Below are 18601 nucleotides of genomic sequence, written 5' to 3' on the forward strand. Positions count from 1 at the left end.
TTCCATAGAAAAGGCATGAGTTCGATTCACTCCGAACTCATGCCATTTATTTCTTTATCTTTTTTTGCACCTTCTCAAGTAATTGATCTTCATCTGGTGCTGAAACTGGGCGATTGTTCACGAACGCGAAGGATTTTTTCCGCCCTGGTCCACAATATGACTGACAGCGAATATCAATCGTTGCCCCTGGATCAACCTTCTTTAGACGAGGCACCAACGTTTTAATATTCGTTGCTTGGCATTCATCACAAATCCGAAATTCGTTTGCCATGGTTCCTTTCCTTTCTATATGATAACTCATCTATTTTTATGTGATAGTTTACAATTTACCAACCTAAAGTATAACATAAACCTGATGAAGAGCAATGAGAAAGTGATGTGCTATAATAGTTATTACACTAATGAAGGAGATCAATCATGAACGATGTTTTTAAGCAAGCATGGAAATTTCTTGATCATACAAGCTTTGGTCCGTCCTTTCATGCACTCCAATCGTTTGCATATGACGATACACTCTGTACGCTAATTGGACAAGAGCAGGCCTCACCTACACTTCGAGCTTGGGTTCATCATGATACGATTGTGCTAGGAACACAAGATAGTCGCCTTCCTTATATTCAAGACGGAATTTCCTTTTTAACCGAACATGGCTATGATGCCATTGTCCGCAATTCTGGCGGACTTGCTGTGGTCCTTGATTCAGGAGTATTAAACCTCTCACTTATTCTGAAAGAGGAACGCCATTTATCGATTGATGCAGGCTATGACCTCATGTATACATTTATCAAACATATGCTTAAAGCTGATACGACGGATCCTATTGAAGCGAAAGAAATTGTCGGTTCCTACTGTCCCGGAAGCTATGATTTAAGCATTCATGGAAAAAAATTCGCCGGCATTTCACAGCGACGGATTCGTGGTGGTATCGCTGTTCAAATCTACCTTTGTGTTTCAGGAAGCGGCTCAGAGCGTGCTGCCCTTGTACGTGATTTTTATACTGAAGCGATTAAGCAAGCTGAAACAAAGTTTACAACACCTTCCATTATCCCCGAGACGATGGCCTCTTTATCAGAGCTTCTCGGGAAACGCTATACAGTAAACGATATCCTACTTAGAATGCTTGAAACGATGCATAACTTCGGTGCTACATTGACAACGTCGTCTTTCACCAATGAAGAGCATCTGCTTTACGAACAGAATCTCACACGTGTTACGCTTAGAAACGAACGTTGCTTAGCGTAAGAAGAACGATTGGGGGATGTCCCAAAAGGTTTCTCTTAACCTTCTGGGGCATCCCCTTGTTTGTTTCAATCTATATTCTTTCCGGGTAGACCTCTAATAAAAACGGCGAAATGAAAAACTGATTTTAGGGCATAGTATTCTTGCACCGCACCTTTGCGTAATTGCAACAGATCATACAAGGGAGTTTGTCATGCGTAAAACAATGTTTATTGGCGTAGCTGCTTTGTGGATGACATTTGCATCCCTGTTTAGCTCAGCTTATTTTCCAACATCGTTTTTTCAAATGAATATCGCTCAAGCAAAGTCTTCACAAGACCAAGAACTAGTGTTTACAACGAAGGAAGAAGCCCTTGACGTTATTCTCACCCATTTTACCATCACCGAACTGTTTCATATTTATCGTGCGATTCAGAATGGATTAACGGAGGAGGAACAGGAAGCGTTACTAACTTTGTTACATGAACGCTTTACTGATGAGGAAATATCCGCCTTAAAGGCCATTGGGATGAAGGAGTTAAAAAGTCTTTTCCCAGATGAAGCTAATTGATTCACTTTTCTAGCGAATATTATATCCGCTTTCATACAATATGACATAACATTTCACCTTTTTACTTTTTTTTCCTACAAAAACGGAAAAAGGTATTGTATGATGATGATGGATACTGTAATAGAAGGGTGAGACGTTCCCTTGGACTTCATTAATCAAAGAAACTGGCTTATGATCAAAATTTTATGGATTTCATATGGCTTTGCCATTTTAACAAATTTATTATTTGACCCTAATGTACTATGGCCACCTTTTGGACTTGCTATTTGTCTTGGCGCCACCTTACTCCTTTACTTTGTAAAACATGAATATTTAATGATGTATATAATGATTTGCAGCATTTTTATGTATTTTTATGTGTTAAATGTGATGCATGCCGAACTTATTAATTACTTATTTATCTTTCTTGGCATCATTCTTAGCTCTCTATATCAAAGGTACGAAGCCGTTCTTTTTTCAGGACTGTTAGCAAGTCTTCTCCTCTTTTACTTTTTTCAAAGACAGTTTGATTTGATGATTGGAAATATAGTGAGGTACGATTATACGTACTTTTTACTATTTTGCTTATTAATTGTTGTTTTCTTTTTATATCATGTCAACATGACGAAAATGCTCTGGAAACGGGCACAGCAAAGTGAGTTACTTGCAAAGCAACGCCTAAAGTCAACCGAACTGCGCTTGGATTCTTTTATTAATCGGACATATGAGGCTGTCATGATTTTGAATCAAGATGGTGTTATTCTTCAAGTGAATCCAGCGTTCACAGCATTGTTCGGATGGGAGCCAGAGGAGATTGTTTCAAAACATGCTGCGGATTTTGATTTCCATTTTCAAATACAGTCAACGGAAATGAATAGGCTAGATGTTACAATGAGAAATAAATGCGGACAACAAATCCATGTTAACCTTTCGTTAACTACAATCAATACAGGCCACGAGCATGAAAGTATTACTCTCGTCCTTATTCAAGATTTAACTGAAAAAATGAAAACAGAGGATTTTTTAAGAAGGAATGAAAAGCTAGCTACAGCGGGAAAGCTTGCAGCAAGTATTGCTCATGAATTACGTAATCCATTAACCGTCGTTATGGGGTTAATCAAGATAACAGATGAAAAAACTGAGAATTTCTCAAAGCATAAACAACTCATTTTAACAGAGCTTGATCGCATGAAGATGATTACATCGGAACTATTACTCATTGCCAAACCGAAAGACATTCAAATGAAAGCGGTTCAACTTTTTGATGTTTTTCACGATGTATTTCAACTGTATGTTCATCCATTAAAGGAGCAAGGAATTGTTCTGACCTATGAAGGACCACAGGAAGTTCCTAAAGTATTAGGTGACGAAATTCAACTAAAACAATTATTTATGAACATTATTCGAAATAGTGCCGAGGCGATGAAGAACAACAAAGGCGTCATTCATGTTCAGATTGATTGTGATGAGGAGCATGTGTACATGCTGATTCAAGATGAAGGCTCCGGAATCCCGTCTTCTGTCTTTGCTAAAATCGGTGAACCGTTTGTTACAACGAAGGAAAACGGAACAGGACTCGGACTAATGATCATGTTCAATATTATGAAAGCCCATCACGGAACAATCGATATCCGTAATCGGGAGCCTCAAGGCGCAGAGGTTCAGTTAACCTTTCCACGTAGTCAAAAGAAAAACAAGCAGTGACTAGTTCTTTCAAACTTTTCACTGCTTACCTTCTTTAATGAGCTACTTTTTGATTTATAGACTGCATCGCAGTAATAAGCGACAATTTATAAACATCGGCGGCATTACATCCACGCGACAAATCATTTACTGGTTGGTTTAACCCTTGTAGAATCGGACCAATGGCATCATAGCCCCCTAAACGCTGTGCTATTTTATACCCTAAATTTCCGGATTCTAGACTTGGAAAAATAAACACATTTGCTTGGCCTTGAAGAGGTGAATCTGGCGCTTTCTTTTGTGCAACCGCAGGAACAAAGGCTGCGTCAAATTGGAACTCACCGTCAATCACTAGATCAGGTCTTGCTTTTTGTGCTAGTTTTGTCGCTTCTGAAACCTTCTGTGTTTCAATCGAGGATGCAGAGCCTTTTGTTGAGAAACTTAGCATGGCCACTTTCGGGTCGATGTTAAATACTTTCGCTGTTTCCGCTGTAGCAATTGCAATTTCAGCAAGCTCTTCACTATTTGGCGCAATATTAATGGCACAATCACCAAAGACGAACTTTTTGTCATCCTTAACCATCACAAATACACCAGACGTCTTTTTAATGCCAGGCTGTGTTTTTATAATTTGTAATGCTGGTCTCACTGTGTCACCTGTCGAATGAGCGGCTCCACTCACAAGACCATCTGCTTTATGCATATAAACAAGCATCGTTCCAAAATAATTAACATCCATTAATTTTTCTCTAGCGGACTCTTCTGTTTCTTTGCCTTTTCTTCGTTCAACAAAAGCTTGAACCATGGCATCGAGATCATAGTAAGCATGTGGATCTAAAACTTCTACTTCGGATAGGTCAAGTTCCAATTCGTACGCCTTTTGGGTTATCTCTGTTTTCTTTCCAATCAATATAGGCTTAACAACTTGGTCCTTGGCCAATTTTACAGCAGCTTCAAGTATCCGCTCATCAGTCCCCTCTGGTAATACAATGGTTGGCTGATGTCGTTTTACTTGTTCACTGATTTGTGTAAATAGTTCATTCACGACCTATCCCTCCTATTCATTCAAACGATTTACTCCTACTATAAGAATACTCCTCTTTTTTATAAAAGGGAACGGTTTGTTAAAAAGTAGAAATATTAGAAGTAGTCTATCTTCAACCGCTTTCACTTTGACTCATTTTAAGAATGCCCTTTCCGTTTTCTTGTTATGATTCGGTCTCAAACTTGGTATGAACCGTACTAAAATGGGATGTTTTTTCGTATCCGAGTAATGCAGGAACATTTATAGAATCAATTCATTTATGGTATAGTAAATTTGTCTTGGAAAAAAGAAACTGGTACGTACATAAAGGAGTGTAGAAAAATGAGTGAAGCTGCGATCACACTAGATGGCTGGTATTGTTTACATGACTTCAGAACAATGAACTGGCCGGCTTGGAAGGCAGTACCTTCCGAAGAACGCGAACAGATGATAAGTGAAGTTAGACAATTAATTGAAAAATGGGAAGCCGTTGAGGCTAATGAAAACGGAAGCCATGCGGTTTATTCCATTGTCGGTCAAAAAGCTGATATGATGTTTATGCTACTTCGTCCAACGATGGAGGAGCTTAATGAAATTGAAAACGCCTTTAATAAGACACGCTTTGCTGAATTTACGATTCCTACTTATTCTTATGTGTCTGTTGTCGAACTAAGTAACTATATGGCTGGGGAGAGCGATGAAGATCCTTACCAAAATCCGCACGTTCGTTCACGCTTATACCCTATGCTTCCACAAGCGAAGCATGTCTGCTTCTACCCGATGGACAAGCGTCGTCAAGGGAACGATAACTGGTACATGCTACCGATGGAGGATCGCCGCTCGCTTATGCGTAGCCATGGAATGATCGGTCGCAGCTATGCTGGCAAGGTGAAGCAAGTGATAACAGGCTCAGTTGGCTTTGATGATTGGGAATGGGGTGTCACATTATTTGCAGACGATGTCCTTCAGTTTAAAAAGCTCGTATATGAAATGCGATTTGATGAAGTGTCTGCACGTTTCGGTGAATTTGGTTCATTCTACGTCGGGAATTTATTGAAAAAAGAACAGCTTTCCAACTTTTTTTATGTTTAACCATTAAAGACTGCTACTTTTTGAAGTAGCGGTTTTTTTTTATAAAATTGTCATAGGACCCTTGAGACATACGTATAGTGGAAATAACTGCACTGCTTATGACAGCTACATAGGTCCAACACCGATTCAACCTTACCTCACAACATCATGAACGATCAATTTTAAATGGAGGTGAAAAGATGGCGGTTATTAAAGTGTCATCAAGTGATATTGATATGTTAGCAAGACTTATGCGAGCAGAAGCAGAAGGTGATGGAGACTTGGGGATGCTGACAGCTGGTAATGTCATGGTAAACCGAACTAGGGTAAGATGTTCTGATTTTAGTAATATTAACACCATTTCGGCTATGACGTTTCAAAGTCCTGGAGGCTTTGAAGCAACGCAGAAAGGGTACTTTTATCAACATGCCCGTGATCGTGACAAACGTTTAGCAAGACGGGTGGTTAACGGGGAACGGTTCCACCCCGCGGAGCATTCATTATGGTTTTTCCGTCCAACAGGCTCATGCCCTGCACAATGGTGGGGACAATGGAACTCCGGTCGGTATAAATCCCACTGTTTCTATACACCGCTTGCCTCGGTGTGTCCTGATGTTTATAACACATATTAATTTAATCATAAAGGAGCGATGAAAGATGTATCAACAACCATGGAATCCACAAGCTGCACAAGCACAGCCTACGCAGCAAGGCTTTGCACAGCCGCAAGCCCAACAACAGCCTCAATTACCTTATAGCTTTCCGGCAACAGCGTTTGGATCACCTCAATTCCAGCAGCCACAGGCACCAGTAGGTAATCAGCCTGGTATGCTACCAATTGAGCAATCTTACATTGAAAACATTCTTCGTCTAAATCGAGGAAAAATTGCGACTGTGTATATGACCTTTGAAAACAATGAGGAGTGGAACGCTCGCATTTTTAGAGGACGTGTAGAAGAAGCGGGTCGCGATCACCTTATTATTAGCAACCCCGAAACAGGACAGTACTACTTATTACTTATGGTTAACCTCGATTATGTAGAATTTAGCGAGCCGCTTGAGTACGACTATCCATATGCCTACGCACCAGGGCAATTATCCCAATATCCTCCTCGTGATGAATAGGATTTACAAAAAAGGCGGCAGAGCCGCCTTTTTTTGCTAATTATAGTCCTCTTACTACTGCGGTAACTAATAGCACCCAGCCAATGATAAAAGCTAATCCACCAATAGGTGTGATTGCGCCAAGCTTTGTAATCCCTGTAAGCGCCATAACATAGAGACTTCCTGAAAAAAGCAAAATCCCGATTAAAAAGCTCCAGCCCGCTCCATTTAACGCACTCGATGCCGTTAATTTTAATGCGATAACCCCAACCGCAAGCAAACCGATACCGTGGATCATATGATACAGTACACCTGTCTGATAATTTTTCATCATCTTTTCTGTTAACTTACCTTCTAAGCCATGTGCCCCAAAAGCACCGATAATGACAGCCAGTCCCATGATAATACTTCCTAAAGATAGAAATAACTTTGCCATATGTTCATTTCTCCCCTACCTCTTTTTTCTTAGCTTATCATACTTTATGAAAACAGAACAAAAGCTAAGTAGCTGAAGCTTGCCAATTAATTGGGTAAAATGAGAAGAAAAGTGAGGAGGATGATTAATGAGTCAATGTACGGTTAGACCTTATACAATGGATGATTTTAAGGGTTTACTTGAGGTACAAAAAGAAGCATTTCCACCACCATTTCCAGAAGAGCTTTGGTGGAGCAAAGACCAAATTCAAGCACATCTCGAGACCTTTCCAGAAGGAGCACTGCTTGCTGAAATAGATGGAAAAGTCGTCGGCTCAGCTACCTCTTTACTTATTACGTATGATGGTAAGCCTCATACGTGGGAAGAAGTTGCAGATAACGGCTACATTCGAAACAGTCATAATCCAAACGGCGATAGCTTATACGGAATTGATGTCTGCGTTCGACCAAGCTATCGTGGCCGTGGGATTGCTAAAGCGTTATATGAGGCACGAAAGGAAACGGTACGAAAACTCGGTTTAACACGTTTTCTTGCCGGGTGCCGCATCCCAAATTTTCACGAATATGCCGATAAAATGAGCGTCGAGTCTTATATAGAAGCCGTTAAACGTGGGGAAATTCACGATTCGGTGCTTTCCTTTATGCTAAAACAAGGATTAACCGCCATTCAAGCCCTCCCTCATTATCTTGACGATGATGAATCTTTAGATTTTGCTGTATTGGTAGAATGGAGACCATCATTTGATAGGTGATCAGCGATTTATCAGCGACTTTTTGGATTTATCATCATTTTTATCCGAGTTATCATCATTTTTTTCAAATTTATCATCAAAAAAAGAGGATGACTCTCATCATCCTCTTCTCAATTTTATAGCTTTACTATTTCTCCCGTTTTCAATGCTTTGTAACAAGCATCGATTACACGCATATTTGCTAGCGTGCTTTCCGCTGTATAGGAAGGTGCGGTATCTGTTAACACCGCTTCGGAAAAATGCTCCACTTGTAAGGCATATTGGTCGGCGACAATTCTTTCAGTGCGCTGCTGTGAACCGGTATCAACGATGATGAGCCCTTCTCCACCTTGAACATCCGGACGGAACGCTCTTGGAACAGTGATTTTGCCTTTTGTTCCAATCACTTCATACTCACTTGATGGCGCCATTTTCACACTGCTTTTAAATGTGACGTGAACACCATTAGCCATTTCCATGTAAGCAAAAAGTGATGTATCAACGACCCCATCTTCAGCTAAATCTCCACTTACTCGGACCGAAACAGGTTCAGCTCCTAACACATTACGAGTGACATGAATGCAATAGCAGCCAACATCATATAAACTCCCGCCACCCTTATTTGGATCGAGTCGGATGTTGCCCGTTCCATCCTCAAGGTAAAACGTAAAGCTTGAATCAATCGTTTTCACTTCACCAATTTCTCCAGCTGCAACAATTTCTTTCACGCGGTCATGCTGAGGATGGAATTGATACATGAACGCTTCCATAAATTTCACATTGCGTTGGCGGCAATAGTCAACCATTTCCTTCGTTTCTGCTTCTGTTAAGGCTGCTGGCTTTTCGCATAATACATGCTTCCCATTGTCTGCTGCCTTCATGACCCATTCCTTATGTAAATGGTTCGGAAGCGGGATGTAAACGGCATCAATGTTTGTATCCTTTAAAAGCTCCTCATAACTTGAATAGATAGTCGGGATGTGGAGTCTGTCTGCAACCTCTTGTACTTTTTCATTTGGACTTGCAATTGCCACAACCTCAGCATTCTTCGCACGATGAATCGCTGGTATTAATTGATTTTGACCAATTTGTGCTGTACTAATAATGCCCCACTTAAGCTTTCTTTCCATGTAAGAACCTCCTGATACATCTATTTGCGATACTGTTGTACTCGCTCATTCAAACTTTTTGTTTGTTGATACACATCTTTATAAATAGAGAATAACTCTTTATACTTCTCGACAGCGTCTGGATTTGGTTGATACGTCTTCACGACCTCTAACCATTCATTTGCACATTGCTCTAATGAGTCATACCAGCCGCAGCCATAAGCAGCTAGCATCGCTGCTCCAACACCTGGACCTTGTTCACTCGCCATTTTTTGAACTTCTGCGTTGAAAATATCCGCCTGCATTTGGAGCCATGTTTCATTTTTGGCACCGCCGCCAATCGAGACAATCGTATTAATCGTTTTGCCGCCTTCTCTGAAAATTTCAATCGATTCACAAAGAGAGAATGTAATCCCTTCTAAAACAGCGCGAACAAAATCCTTACGTTCATGGGAAGCATCCATGCCAATAAAGCTTGCACGAATGACGGAATCGGCATGAGGTGTACGTTCACCTACGAGGTATGGCGTAAAGATCAGACCGTTCGCACCGACAGGAACCGAATCAACATCTTGTACGAATGTGGAAAAATCCTCCTCTTCTGCAAACACATCCTTAAACCAGCTTAAGCTGTAACCAGCAGCTAACGTAACACCCATCGTATAGTAGGCATTTTCCTCACCGTGGTTAAAATAATGAACCTTCCCGCCAAAATCGAGGTCACTTCTAGGCTCATAGGAAAGAACAACACCAGAAGTCCCAATACTGCAAAGCGTTTTTCCTTCTGTTAAAATTCCTGTTCCTATCGCCCCACACGCATTATCAGCACCACCCGCAAAGACCTTCGTCTCCGTTGAAAGTCCTGACTCTTTTGCAAATACGTCTGAAACGTTTCCGACATAGCCGTGTGATTCAATCAGTGGCGGACAAATGTCCACATCAAGCCCTAATGCATCACACATTTCGTCGCTCCATGTTTTGTCACTAATATTTAACAGCAACGTTCCCGCTGCATCGGAATAGTCCATATGAAGTTCACCTGTCATACGGAAACGTAAATAATCCTTTGGGAGCAAGAATACAGCCGCTTTTTCAAAAATCGCGGGTTCATTTTCTTTTACCCATAAAATCTTCGGTAGTGTAAAGCCTTCAAGTGCAGGGTTTTTCGTATATTGCAACAGCTTTTCTTCTCCTACTGCCTCATAAATGTCACGACATTGCTTCGTCGTTCTCGTATCATTCCAAAGAATGGCTGGGCGCAACACATGATGGCTTTCGTCCAATAGAACAAGGCCATGCATTTGACCTGAAAAACTTACACCTTCAATATTCGCCACGAGCTCGGCATTTTCCTGCGCAATTTCTTGCAATGCTTGCTTCGTTTTTTCTACCCACTCTTCTGGATCTTGTTCACTATAACCTGATTTCTCTTGAATTAACGGATATGACTTTGATGCTTCCTTTACAACTTCGCCTTGCTTGTTCATGAGCATCACTTTAACTGCACTCGTTCCTAAATCTACCCCAACAACATAACTCATTTCGCTTCCTCCTTATGGTGAAAAAGTGCTGGACACATTATGGCCCCAGCACTCTTCCTATTTTTTATCTTAAGCTAAACCTAATAAGTATTGATTAATTACCGCTTTAATGCGCTCTTGTCTTCCAGAAACATTCTTGATTGGCTCTAGTCCTAATGCATACTCTTCAAGCTTTTTAAAGTCTGTTTTTCCTTCGACAATGTCCTTACCAATTCCTTCTGTATAAGACTGATAACGTTCTGAAATAATGTTTTCGAACACGTTATCTTCAATTAATTTGCTTGCAACTTTTAATCCAATTGCAAATGTGTCCATACCAGCAATATGTGCGTGGAATAGGTCATCTTGGTCAAATGATGCTCTACGAACTTTTGCATCAAAGTTCAAACCACCTGTACCTAATCCATCATTTTTAAGAATTTCATACATCGCTAACGTTGTTGAATATAGATCTTGAGGGAATTCATCTGTATCCCAGCCGATTAACGTATCACCTTGGTTTGCGTCAACTGAACCTAACATACCGTTAATACGTGCCACTCTTAGCTCATGCTCGAATGTATGACCTGCAAGTGTTGCGTGGTTCGCTTCGATGTTAAATTTGAATGTTTTATCAAGATCATAAGTTTTTAAGAATCCGATACCAGTTGCCACATCAAAGTCATATTGATGCTTTGTTGGCTCTTGAGGCTTAGGCTCTATTAAAAATTGTGCATCAAAGCCAATTTCGTTTGCATAATCCTTTGCCATATGGAAGAAACGTGCAAGGTTGTCAAGTTCAAGCTTCATATCTGTATTAAGAAGCGTTTCGTATCCTTCACGTCCACCCCAGAATACATAGTTTTCAGCACCTAATTCTTTACCAACCTCTAAACCTTTTTTCACTTTAGCAGCTGCATAAGCAAATACATCCGCATTACTTGATGTTGCTGCACCGTGTACCCAGCGTGGGTGTGTGAACATGTTTGCTGTGTTCCAAAGAAGCTTTGTCTTACTCGTTTTCATGTAATCCTTAATCATTGCAACAATGACATCAAGGTCTTCGTTCGTTTTCTTTAATGTATCTGACTCAGGAGCAATATCGAAATCATGGAAGCAGAAATAAGGGACGTTCAACTTCTCAAAAAATTCAAATCCAGCTTCTACACGTGCCTTTGCTAGGTCTAGACCTGAAAAACGGTCCCAGCCGCGTACCATCGTTCCAGCACCAAACGGATCAGAGCCATCAGCCGTGAATGTGTGCCAATATGCAACAGAGAAACGTAAAAACTCTTCCATTGTTTTTCCGTTTACTACTTCGCTTGGATTGTAGTGCTTAAATGCAAAATCGTTTTTAGACGTTGGACCTTCGTATTTAATTTGACCGATGTTTTCAAAATATGCCATGTTTGTATTCCTCCAATTAGTTTATTTACCTATCACTAGATAGCGTTTTCGTAAATCTATGATCGTATTATAACAACTCAAACTTAGTTTGTCTATTGGATAAACTAAGTTTGTAATAAAAATATTTTCCGTTATAATAGAGGTAATACTTTGTTCTTATATATACTCAAGCGCTTTAACAAAAAGACGCTTAGAAACTTATTTAGGTGGATAATCATGAAGATATCAATGAATCAACATTTAGTGAAATTAAGTAATAAATCGCTCGTTCTTCACATTATTAAAGAGCAAGCCCCCTTATCACGCGCAGAGATTTCGCAACGTTCAGGATTAAACAAAGGTACGGTATCTTCTCTAGTAAATGAATTATTAGAAGAAAAACTTTGCTATGAATCTGGCCCGGGAGAATCAAGTGGCGGGCGACGTCCTGTTATGCTCTTATTTAATCAGCTCGCTGGCTATTCGATCGGTATCGATCTTGGGGTCAATTACATTTTAGGTCTTTTAACAGATTTACAAGGAAACATTGTGATTGAAAAAAAGCTATCATGTACAACAACAGCTGCTGAGCATGTTTTAGGAAAAGTAACGGACATTATTCAACAGCTTATTAATGAGGCTCCAAGCAGTCACTATGGCATTGTAGGAATTGGCATCGGCGTCCCAGGTGTCGTTGACAACACCGGAACCGTTTTACTCGCACCAAACTTAGGCTGGAAGTATCTAAACCTGAAAGAGAAAATTGAAGCATCTTTCCAACTGCCTGTCATTATTGAAAATGAAGCAAAGGCTGGCGCTTACGGTGAAAGTAAATTTGGCTTTAATCAAAATAGCGAAAACTTAATTTATGTAAGTGCGGGTATCGGAATTGGTGTTGGGATTATTTTAAAAGGGGAACTCTATCGCGGGGTGAATGGCTTTTCCGGGGAAATGGGCCATATGACCATTGAAATTAACGGAAAGGACTGCCGCTGTGGAAATAAAGGCTGCTGGGAGCTATACTCATCTGAACAGGCTCTAATTGAAGAGGCTAAGAATCTGAATCTTGCTCCGAATTCAGAAACAATTACGTTAGAATGGCTAATTGAGCAGGCAAATAAAAATAACGAACAAGTAATTGAACTGTTCCATACGATTGGGGCGTTTCTTGGCACTGGCTTGAATACTATTATTAACACGTTTAATCCACACCGCGTTATTATTGGTAATCGTCTAGCTGAAGCAAAGAAATGGTTAGAAGATCCGATACTACGAATTATTAATCAAAACCATTTTCAATTTCAACGCGAGGAGTTAGAGGTCAGCTTCTCAAAATTAACGATTTACTCCACAGCCTTAGGCGTCGCTGCTTTTTCAACCGAGCAATTTTTAAAAGCGGATTACCAAGAAATTGAGTCATCGATTTAAATAATATAAGTGAGGGGCTAAAGGTTACCTGCCCCTTTGCTTTTTTTATCTACTAATTGAAAAAACACTTGGCTGCCGAGTACTACGCCCGCATCTAGAAGTCTAATAAGTTGCGGCTACCGGTAGCTTTTTCGTCGAGTGGCACCGATGGAGTGACTGGTGTTGATGTTGATTGAGCGGTTGCCGGATACGGTTGCGGGGCACGACTTTGCTTTGTAGCCTGCGTTTTTTGTACTGAATCTCCCTTTAATAGCTGGCAATAAGCTTCAATCACCGCAGCAGCTTCACGGACAGCTTGCTCATCTTGATTGGTGACAGATGTATGTAGCTTTTGCATTTGATTTTGCATTTGTTCGATAATTTGCTTTGCTGGTATATTCATTCCTTCACACCTCACTTTTTCGTGCTAACTCGTCTCTTATAATAGCATAGGAAACGTTAAAAAAGACAACCGGAATCAATTCTCATAGTAACAATGGCTCTCTCGTTACCCGCCTTTTCTAGAAAACCACTCACAGCAGGCTTTATATAACGCACTGCTCCTTTCATTACAAAGGCCACTAAAAAAGGGATATACCGGAGGGCACTGATAAAGGATGCTTTTCCCTTTTTCAATGCCCTCTAATACCGTTCCTTTTTTAGTGGCCTTTTCGTTTTTTTGATGTGGATGCAAAGATGGCTTTAATTCCTGCTATATTTACGCCTTGTTCGATATACGATTTTATTTCGTGAAATCGTTCAATATCTTCAAGTGAAAACATGCGCTGATTTCCTTCGTTTCGTACAGGTTTTATTAACCCTTGTTCCTCATAATACCGAATTTGTCTTGCTGTTAAATTGGTCATATCCATGACAACACGAATCGGAAAGCATGCTTGCTCTCTTGGAATATTCCGCTTCAAAAGCCCTCCCCTCCTCCATTACTTTCACGTTTTTAAAGGTGAGCGGTATTCCCTCTAGCTAAGAACGTGTAGACATCACGCAATGTTTCAAAGCCGGCTTCCTTTGCTTTGCGAATATTTGCTTGCCAGAGCATTGCCGCCATTATTGCGTCTTCCTCCGCATGATGTCGATTCCCTATTGGAATCCCATAATAGGAACAACACTCGTCTAATGTCACAAGCTTCTCCATTGGGGCCACTACTTTTGTTAAAAACGACGTATCCACAATTCGATGCTGAAAGGTCGTACGTAACGTTTGCCATGTGGCATGAGACATAAACCTTTTTTCATGATTGGCATGATGAGCGACAAGTGTTGTACGACCAACAAATTGAAAGAAATCAGTCAGTACATCGACAAGTGGAGGAGACTTTTGCAATTCTTCCTTCGTTAACCCTGTTAATGTCAGAACTTCCTCGGAAATTTCTTTATTACATTGGACGGTTGAATAAAACGTCTCCTTCTCGAAAATTTCCTCGCCCTTCATTTTGATTGCCCCTATCGATAGAATGCAATCGCCATTATCAGGATTAAATCCACTTGTTTCTAAATCAAAGACAACGAAGGGCAGCTCTGAAAATGGTCTATCAAGGACGTCCTCTTGCTTGAGTTCACGTTGAATTTGACGGAGATGGGACAAACGCTCAGCTTGAGATTTTTGTTGTGTTGACGTGTAGACATTTGGGCTAAGCTTTGATGAAAGCTGTTTCATGATCTGTATCATATTGTTCATCATGAGCTCATCATCTCCCCATCAAAGATTCAATGTGTTTATATAAGTCTCGCCCTTCTTGCACCCACTTTTTGAGCTGCTTCTTGTCTTCAGTCGAAAGCTTTTTTACAGAAAGATAATGAATATCATCATAGGTCGTTACATCACGCTGCCAAACTAATCGTTTTTGCAGCAATTGGTCATAAGATGTTTGTAACGCTTTTACTCGCTTATATTTGGCCGGCAACAATTCAAAACGACTGTGGGTTGATGTTTCATAAATTTCTTCCTTTAACGCTAGCAACCTTAATCCATTCACAAACGGAAAAAGAGCAATTTGTTTAAGATCAAACTTCCCTTGATGCTCCCCTTTCGTTTCTACAAGTAGTTGACCAAAAGGGCCAACCCCTCTTCGTAAACGTCCGGTATTGTCTGCTAATCTATCTAAGAGTCTAGGTTCTTTCTGTAATGTTGTAAAAAGACGTTCCTTTATTGAATGAATGAAAGAATGTTCCCCTATTAGGACCCTTGAGTCAAAAAATGTTAAGGCAAACCGCAAATTTTCCCAAGTATCATTTTCTAACCAAGCATCAATTTGTTCATACCACCCCTTGAGTGACTTACACCAACGTGGGTTCGATGCCATCACCTTTCCATCACATTTTTCGTAACCGGCTTTCTCAAGTACAAGCACAATTTCCTCACCTAATCTTAAGAAATAGTCTTGAACTGCTTCGTCTTCACTATCGAAAACCAATCCATGGTCCTGATCACTCCAAAACGATTGTTCATGACGTCCCGCACTCCCCATGACAAAGAAAGCAAAGTGAGCAGGGGCAGGGCCCCACTCACTCTCATTTTTCTCAATTGCCAGACGAACCGCCTTTTTCATCAATGACTCATGTAACAGATGAAGCGCTTCTGGTGAAGGCTCAAGTCCTTGCATCTCTTGCATTCTTTCTATCTTTAAGACTTGATAACATCTTTCCCAATCATCACTTTCATGACTTGGTCGTCTGATTTCAGACATCGTCCTTAAGCTCCTGGTGACTTTTGTTGTGCTGGCATGCTTTCTGGATATCCATAGCTACCATGCTCGCTTAAATCAAGACCAACAATCTCTTCTTCTTCAGATACACGAAGCCCGCCAACAATCGCACTTGTAATTTTTAATAAAATGTATGACGCGATAAATGCGAATGCTCCACACGCCACTACACTTAAGATTTGAACGCCCAATTGTGAGAAACCACCACCATAGAATAAACCAGGGGAACCCGTATACGCTAAGTCTGGTGTAGCAAAGAAACCGTTTGAAATCGTTCCCCATACCCCAACTGTACCGTGGACAGATAGAGCAAAGATTGGGTCATCAATACGAGCCTTATCAAAGAAGCGTTGACTTCCGAATACGATTAATCCACCGATTGCACCAATGATTACAGCTGCCCAAGGCTCAACGAATGCACACGAAGCTGTAATCGCAACAAGACCGGCTAATGCACCATTTAACGTTGTTGGTACATCTGCTTTACCTGTCACAGCCCAAGCAACAAACATCGCTGCAACTGCACCGGCTGCCGCACCTAATTGCGTGTTAAGCGCAACATAACCAAAGAATGCATCTGCAACTTCTAACGTACTACCAGCATTAAATCCGAACCAACCTACCCATAGTAGTAAAACCCCTAAAGCGGTATAAACTTGGTTGTGTCCTGCTAAGTCATTTGAAGAGCCATCCTTGTTGAACTTACCAAGACGTGGTTTTAAGATAAGCGTTGCTGCTAAAGCCGCCATCGCACCTGTTAAGTGAACAACCGTTGAACCTGCAAAATCTTGTTTTCCAAGATCGGCTAACCAACCATCTCCCCAAATCCAGTGAGCGACAACCGGATAAACAAATGCTGAGAACAGAACAGCAAAGATGACGTAAGCTGATAATTTCGCACGCTCAGCGAAACCACCAAACGCAATCGTTAATGCAATTAAAGCAAACATCATTTGGAAGAAGAAGTCTACTGAACCAACCAAGCCTTCTTCTGCTGTTTCATAGTTTCCAAAAAAGAAATCAGATAAACCGATAAATAAGTTCCCGTCACCATAGGAGAAACCCCAACCTACAGCCCAATAAACCAATGAACCAATTCCTAGTGTAAAGATGGTTTTCCCTGCAATATGACCCGCGTTTTTCATTCTTGTAGAACCCGCTTCTAAAAGTATGAAGCCACCTTGCATAAGAAGTACTAATACCGCACAAAGCATAATCCATAAATTATCCATAAGAGCAATTTCCGGCATAATAACTTTCTCCTCTCCCATTTAAGTTGAAACATTAGCTGTTAAGATAACTAACATCTCTTGTTAATGTTCATTATACGTGTCTGAACATGAGATTCTACCGTTTTGTAAGGTTATCTAACACGTAAATCTAATCGAGATTTTTATGAGAACGCCATCATTGGTGTACTCTAACGGATTACGCCTTCTTACAACTACAATTCTCTAACAAAAGCTCATGTCATTCATGAAAGAAATCATAAAAAAAACAAGTGATCGAGGAATCAACCACTTGTTTTTCTTACCTTATCTTAGGAAATAACGGAATATGGATTCCCTCCGGCTAGCTTCAAACTTTATTTTGAAGCAACATTTTTTAACGGTTTGGCAAACAAATGGATTAAAAACGGCAGTGTTAAGAACAGCGCAAGTACGCGAATCATTTGTAAAGTGGCCACCATCGTCGGTTCAATCTTCAATGCCGTTGCCGTGGAAGCCATTTCTGCAGCACCAGCTGGAACTATACTTAACAAGCTCGTAAAAAATGGAGTCGGGGTCAACACGAAGAAAATGCTTGCTAAACCGAAACTCATGCAAAAATACAGGGCTAACGTTAGTGCACTGATCGCCCCAATTCGCCTCAACTCAGCAAACGTTTCCTTATCAAAACGCATTCCAATTATCGCCCCCATTAAGGCTTGAGCCATTCCAGTTACGAATAATGGCATCTCACTTGATGGAATGATCCATTGATGAGCGGTAAAGCCAAGAGCAATCGCAAAAAACAGGGCTGAACCAGGGAAACGAACTCTAGTACCGAAATAAATGGTTAGAAAAACGATAAACGGTAAGGCCACTAACGCAGACAGATTCGCTCCCCATTGAATCGGTGTTGACACCGTTCCTGTATTTGGAGTTTGTATGCCTACAATAAACGGAACAAGTAAGACAAATAACGTTATCCGGGTCGTATGAAATGCAGCGACAATTCGCTGGTCAGCCCCGTACTCTTTACTAAGTGCAATCACTTCAGACGCTCCGCCCGGTAAGCAACAAAAGAACGCCGTATTATGATTCAAGGTTGAGAATTTCTTCATCATGCGACCAAGTAATAGGCTGCTAATAAGCGTAATGATTAAGGTTAGTAAAAAAGGACCTAGTAACGTATGGTAGGTCAGAAATTGTTCAGGAATGACCATAAAGCCAATATTACCACCAATAATCGCTAAAGAAATTTTAAACAAGGAATCGGGAAAGAACAATTTTTTAATAAAAAGGGCAGCTACCATTCCAGTCAATAATGAGCCTAATAGCCAGCCAGCCGGAATATGAAGCCAAGAAAAAACCGCCCCCATTCCAATCGCAATCGCTAAATAGACGATTTTTTGCAGCATAACACCATCTCCCTAAC

Annotated in this window: 20 protein-coding genes; 8 read left to right on the forward strand and 12 right to left on the reverse strand. The window is 40.7% G+C overall.

Annotated elements, in window-relative coordinates; genetic code table 11:
* Positions 1-46 precede the first annotated feature (46 nt).
* Positions 47-271, reverse strand: a complete 225-nt coding sequence (locus tag B1R93_RS13505; RefSeq protein WP_088104471.1) for a YuzB family protein — start codon at positions 269-271, stop codon at positions 47-49.
* Positions 272-417: 146 nt separating this feature from the next.
* Here B1R93_RS13505 and lipL point away from each other — a divergent pair, with 146 nt between their 5' ends.
* The 3 genes from lipL (at position 418) to B1R93_RS13520 (ending at position 3472) form a co-directional block, all read left to right on the forward strand.
* Entirely contained in the window at positions 418-1242 is an 825-nt protein-coding gene (gene lipL / locus B1R93_RS13510) for an octanoyl-[GcvH]:protein N-octanoyltransferase (protein ID WP_088104472.1), read from the forward strand.
* A 190-nt stretch (positions 1243-1432) separates the two neighbouring features.
* Positions 1433-1789, forward strand: a complete 357-nt coding sequence (locus B1R93_RS13515) for a hypothetical protein (protein ID WP_088104473.1) — start codon at positions 1433-1435, stop codon at positions 1787-1789.
* Positions 1790-1960: 171 nt separating this feature from the next.
* Positions 1961-3472 (forward strand): two-component system sensor histidine kinase NtrB, encoded by a 1512-nt coding sequence (locus B1R93_RS13520; RefSeq protein WP_133058648.1) that lies wholly within the window; start codon positions 1961-1963, stop codon positions 3470-3472.
* Positions 3473-3506: 34 nt separating this feature from the next.
* On the opposite strand, the gene pta is transcribed toward B1R93_RS13520, so the two are convergent.
* Positions 3507-4496: a phosphate acetyltransferase gene (gene pta, locus B1R93_RS13525; RefSeq protein WP_088104475.1), complete on the reverse strand. Its 990-nt coding sequence runs from the start codon at positions 4494-4496 to the stop codon at positions 3507-3509.
* Between the two features lie 321 nt (positions 4497-4817).
* On the opposite strand from pta, the gene hemQ reads away from it, so the two are divergent.
* From hemQ to gerQ, 3 genes are all read left to right on the forward strand, one after another.
* Complete coding sequence (hemQ, locus tag B1R93_RS13530) at positions 4818-5567, forward strand: hydrogen peroxide-dependent heme synthase (protein WP_088104476.1); 750 nt, start codon at positions 4818-4820, stop codon at positions 5565-5567.
* Positions 5568-5746: 179 nt separating this feature from the next.
* Positions 5747-6178: a cell wall hydrolase gene (locus B1R93_RS13535; RefSeq protein ID WP_088104477.1), complete on the forward strand. Its 432-nt coding sequence runs from the start codon at positions 5747-5749 to the stop codon at positions 6176-6178.
* A 25-nt stretch (positions 6179-6203) separates the two neighbouring features.
* A complete protein-coding gene (gerQ, locus tag B1R93_RS13540; RefSeq protein WP_088104478.1) occupies positions 6204-6671 on the forward strand; it encodes a spore coat protein GerQ in 468 nt (155 codons plus the stop codon).
* Between the two features lie 40 nt (positions 6672-6711).
* On the opposite strand, the gene B1R93_RS13545 is transcribed toward gerQ, so the two are convergent.
* Positions 6712-7086: a DUF423 domain-containing protein gene (locus B1R93_RS13545; RefSeq protein ID WP_088104479.1), complete on the reverse strand. Its 375-nt coding sequence runs from the start codon at positions 7084-7086 to the stop codon at positions 6712-6714.
* A gap of 127 nt (positions 7087-7213) precedes the next feature.
* On the opposite strand from B1R93_RS13545, the gene B1R93_RS13550 reads away from it, so the two are divergent.
* The gene (locus B1R93_RS13550; protein ID WP_088104480.1) at positions 7214-7837 is read left to right on the forward strand and encodes a GNAT family N-acetyltransferase; all 624 of its coding nucleotides are present in this window, start codon (positions 7214-7216) and stop codon (positions 7835-7837) included.
* Positions 7838-7953: 116 nt separating this feature from the next.
* On the opposite strand, the gene B1R93_RS13555 is transcribed toward B1R93_RS13550, so the two are convergent.
* The 3 genes from B1R93_RS13555 to xylA all read right to left on the reverse strand — a co-directional run bounded on the left by B1R93_RS13555 (position 7954) and on the right by xylA (position 11852).
* Positions 7954-8946 carry a Gfo/Idh/MocA family protein gene (locus B1R93_RS13555; RefSeq protein ID WP_088104481.1) on the reverse strand — a complete coding sequence of 331 codons (993 nt, stop codon included), beginning with the start codon at positions 8944-8946 and terminating at the stop codon, positions 7954-7956.
* A 20-nt stretch (positions 8947-8966) separates the two neighbouring features.
* Positions 8967-10466, reverse strand: coding sequence for a xylulokinase (xylB, locus tag B1R93_RS13560; protein WP_088104482.1), 1500 nt, complete (start codon positions 10464-10466; stop codon positions 8967-8969).
* A gap of 69 nt (positions 10467-10535) precedes the next feature.
* Positions 10536-11852: a xylose isomerase gene (gene xylA, locus B1R93_RS13565; RefSeq protein WP_088104483.1), complete on the reverse strand. Its 1317-nt coding sequence runs from the start codon at positions 11850-11852 to the stop codon at positions 10536-10538.
* Positions 11853-12068: 216 nt separating this feature from the next.
* On the opposite strand from xylA, the gene B1R93_RS13570 reads away from it, so the two are divergent.
* Positions 12069-13259, forward strand: coding sequence for an ROK family transcriptional regulator (locus B1R93_RS13570; protein ID WP_088104484.1), 1191 nt, complete (start codon positions 12069-12071; stop codon positions 13257-13259).
* A gap of 94 nt (positions 13260-13353) precedes the next feature.
* Here the strand turns inward: B1R93_RS13570 and B1R93_RS13575 are convergent, their stop codons facing one another.
* From B1R93_RS13575 to B1R93_RS13600, 6 genes are all read right to left on the reverse strand, one after another.
* A complete protein-coding gene (locus tag B1R93_RS13575; protein WP_088104485.1) occupies positions 13354-13641 on the reverse strand; it encodes a YwdI family protein in 288 nt (95 codons plus the stop codon).
* A gap of 256 nt (positions 13642-13897) precedes the next feature.
* Entirely contained in the window at positions 13898-14161 is a 264-nt protein-coding gene (locus B1R93_RS13580) for a MerR family transcriptional regulator (protein WP_280949481.1), read from the reverse strand.
* A gap of 32 nt (positions 14162-14193) precedes the next feature.
* Complete coding sequence (locus B1R93_RS13585) at positions 14194-14937, reverse strand: 3'-5' exonuclease (protein WP_088104486.1); 744 nt, start codon at positions 14935-14937, stop codon at positions 14194-14196.
* A 7-nt stretch (positions 14938-14944) separates the two neighbouring features.
* Entirely contained in the window at positions 14945-15943 is a 999-nt protein-coding gene (locus tag B1R93_RS13590) for a DUF294 nucleotidyltransferase-like domain-containing protein (protein ID WP_088104487.1), read from the reverse strand.
* A 5-nt stretch (positions 15944-15948) separates the two neighbouring features.
* Positions 15949-17211, reverse strand: coding sequence for an ammonium transporter (locus B1R93_RS13595; protein ID WP_088104488.1), 1263 nt, complete (start codon positions 17209-17211; stop codon positions 15949-15951).
* Positions 17212-17546: 335 nt separating this feature from the next.
* Positions 17547-18584, reverse strand: a complete 1038-nt coding sequence (locus tag B1R93_RS13600; protein WP_088104489.1) for an AbrB family transcriptional regulator — start codon at positions 18582-18584, stop codon at positions 17547-17549.
* Between the last annotated feature and the right edge of the window lie 17 nt (positions 18585-18601).

The organism is Halalkalibacter urbisdiaboli (assembly GCF_002156385.1).
Taxonomy (GTDB): Bacteria; Bacillota; Bacilli; order Bacillales; family Bacillaceae_D; genus Halalkalibacter_A; species Halalkalibacter_A urbisdiaboli.

Excerpts from the sequence above, each read along its gene's own strand:
- hemQ (WP_088104476.1), top strand. The coding sequence starts at position 4,818 with ATGAGTGAAGCTGCGATCACACTAGATGGCTGGTATTGTTTACATGAC.
- xylB (WP_088104482.1), bottom strand. The coding sequence starts at position 10,466 with ATGAGTTATGTTGTTGGGGTAGATTTAGGAACGAGTGCAGTTAAAGTG.
- xylA (WP_088104483.1), bottom strand. The coding sequence starts at position 11,852 with ATGGCATATTTTGAAAACATCGGTCAAATTAAATACGAAGGTCCAACG.
- B1R93_RS13600 (WP_088104489.1), bottom strand. The coding sequence starts at position 18,584 with ATGCTGCAAAAAATCGTCTATTTAGCGATTGCGATTGGAATGGGGGCG.
- B1R93_RS13535 (WP_088104477.1), top strand. The coding sequence starts at position 5,747 with ATGGCGGTTATTAAAGTGTCATCAAGTGATATTGATATGTTAGCAAGA.
- B1R93_RS13520 (WP_133058648.1), top strand. The coding sequence starts at position 1,961 with ATGATCAAAATTTTATGGATTTCATATGGCTTTGCCATTTTAACAAAT.
- lipL (WP_088104472.1), top strand. The coding sequence starts at position 418 with ATGAACGATGTTTTTAAGCAAGCATGGAAATTTCTTGATCATACAAGC.
- B1R93_RS13595 (WP_088104488.1), bottom strand. The coding sequence starts at position 17,211 with ATGCCGGAAATTGCTCTTATGGATAATTTATGGATTATGCTTTGTGCG.
- B1R93_RS13590 (WP_088104487.1), bottom strand. The coding sequence starts at position 15,943 with ATGTCTGAAATCAGACGACCAAGTCATGAAAGTGATGATTGGGAAAGA.
- B1R93_RS13550 (WP_088104480.1), top strand. The coding sequence starts at position 7,214 with ATGAGTCAATGTACGGTTAGACCTTATACAATGGATGATTTTAAGGGT.
- B1R93_RS13515 (WP_088104473.1), top strand. The coding sequence starts at position 1,433 with ATGCGTAAAACAATGTTTATTGGCGTAGCTGCTTTGTGGATGACATTT.
- B1R93_RS13505 (WP_088104471.1), bottom strand. The coding sequence starts at position 271 with ATGGCAAACGAATTTCGGATTTGTGATGAATGCCAAGCAACGAATATT.
- B1R93_RS13575 (WP_088104485.1), bottom strand. The coding sequence starts at position 13,641 with ATGAATATACCAGCAAAGCAAATTATCGAACAAATGCAAAATCAAATG.
- gerQ (WP_088104478.1), top strand. The coding sequence starts at position 6,204 with ATGTATCAACAACCATGGAATCCACAAGCTGCACAAGCACAGCCTACG.
- B1R93_RS13545 (WP_088104479.1), bottom strand. The coding sequence starts at position 7,086 with ATGGCAAAGTTATTTCTATCTTTAGGAAGTATTATCATGGGACTGGCT.
- B1R93_RS13570 (WP_088104484.1), top strand. The coding sequence starts at position 12,069 with ATGAAGATATCAATGAATCAACATTTAGTGAAATTAAGTAATAAATCG.
- B1R93_RS13585 (WP_088104486.1), bottom strand. The coding sequence starts at position 14,937 with ATGATGAACAATATGATACAGATCATGAAACAGCTTTCATCAAAGCTT.
- B1R93_RS13555 (WP_088104481.1), bottom strand. The coding sequence starts at position 8,946 with ATGGAAAGAAAGCTTAAGTGGGGCATTATTAGTACAGCACAAATTGGT.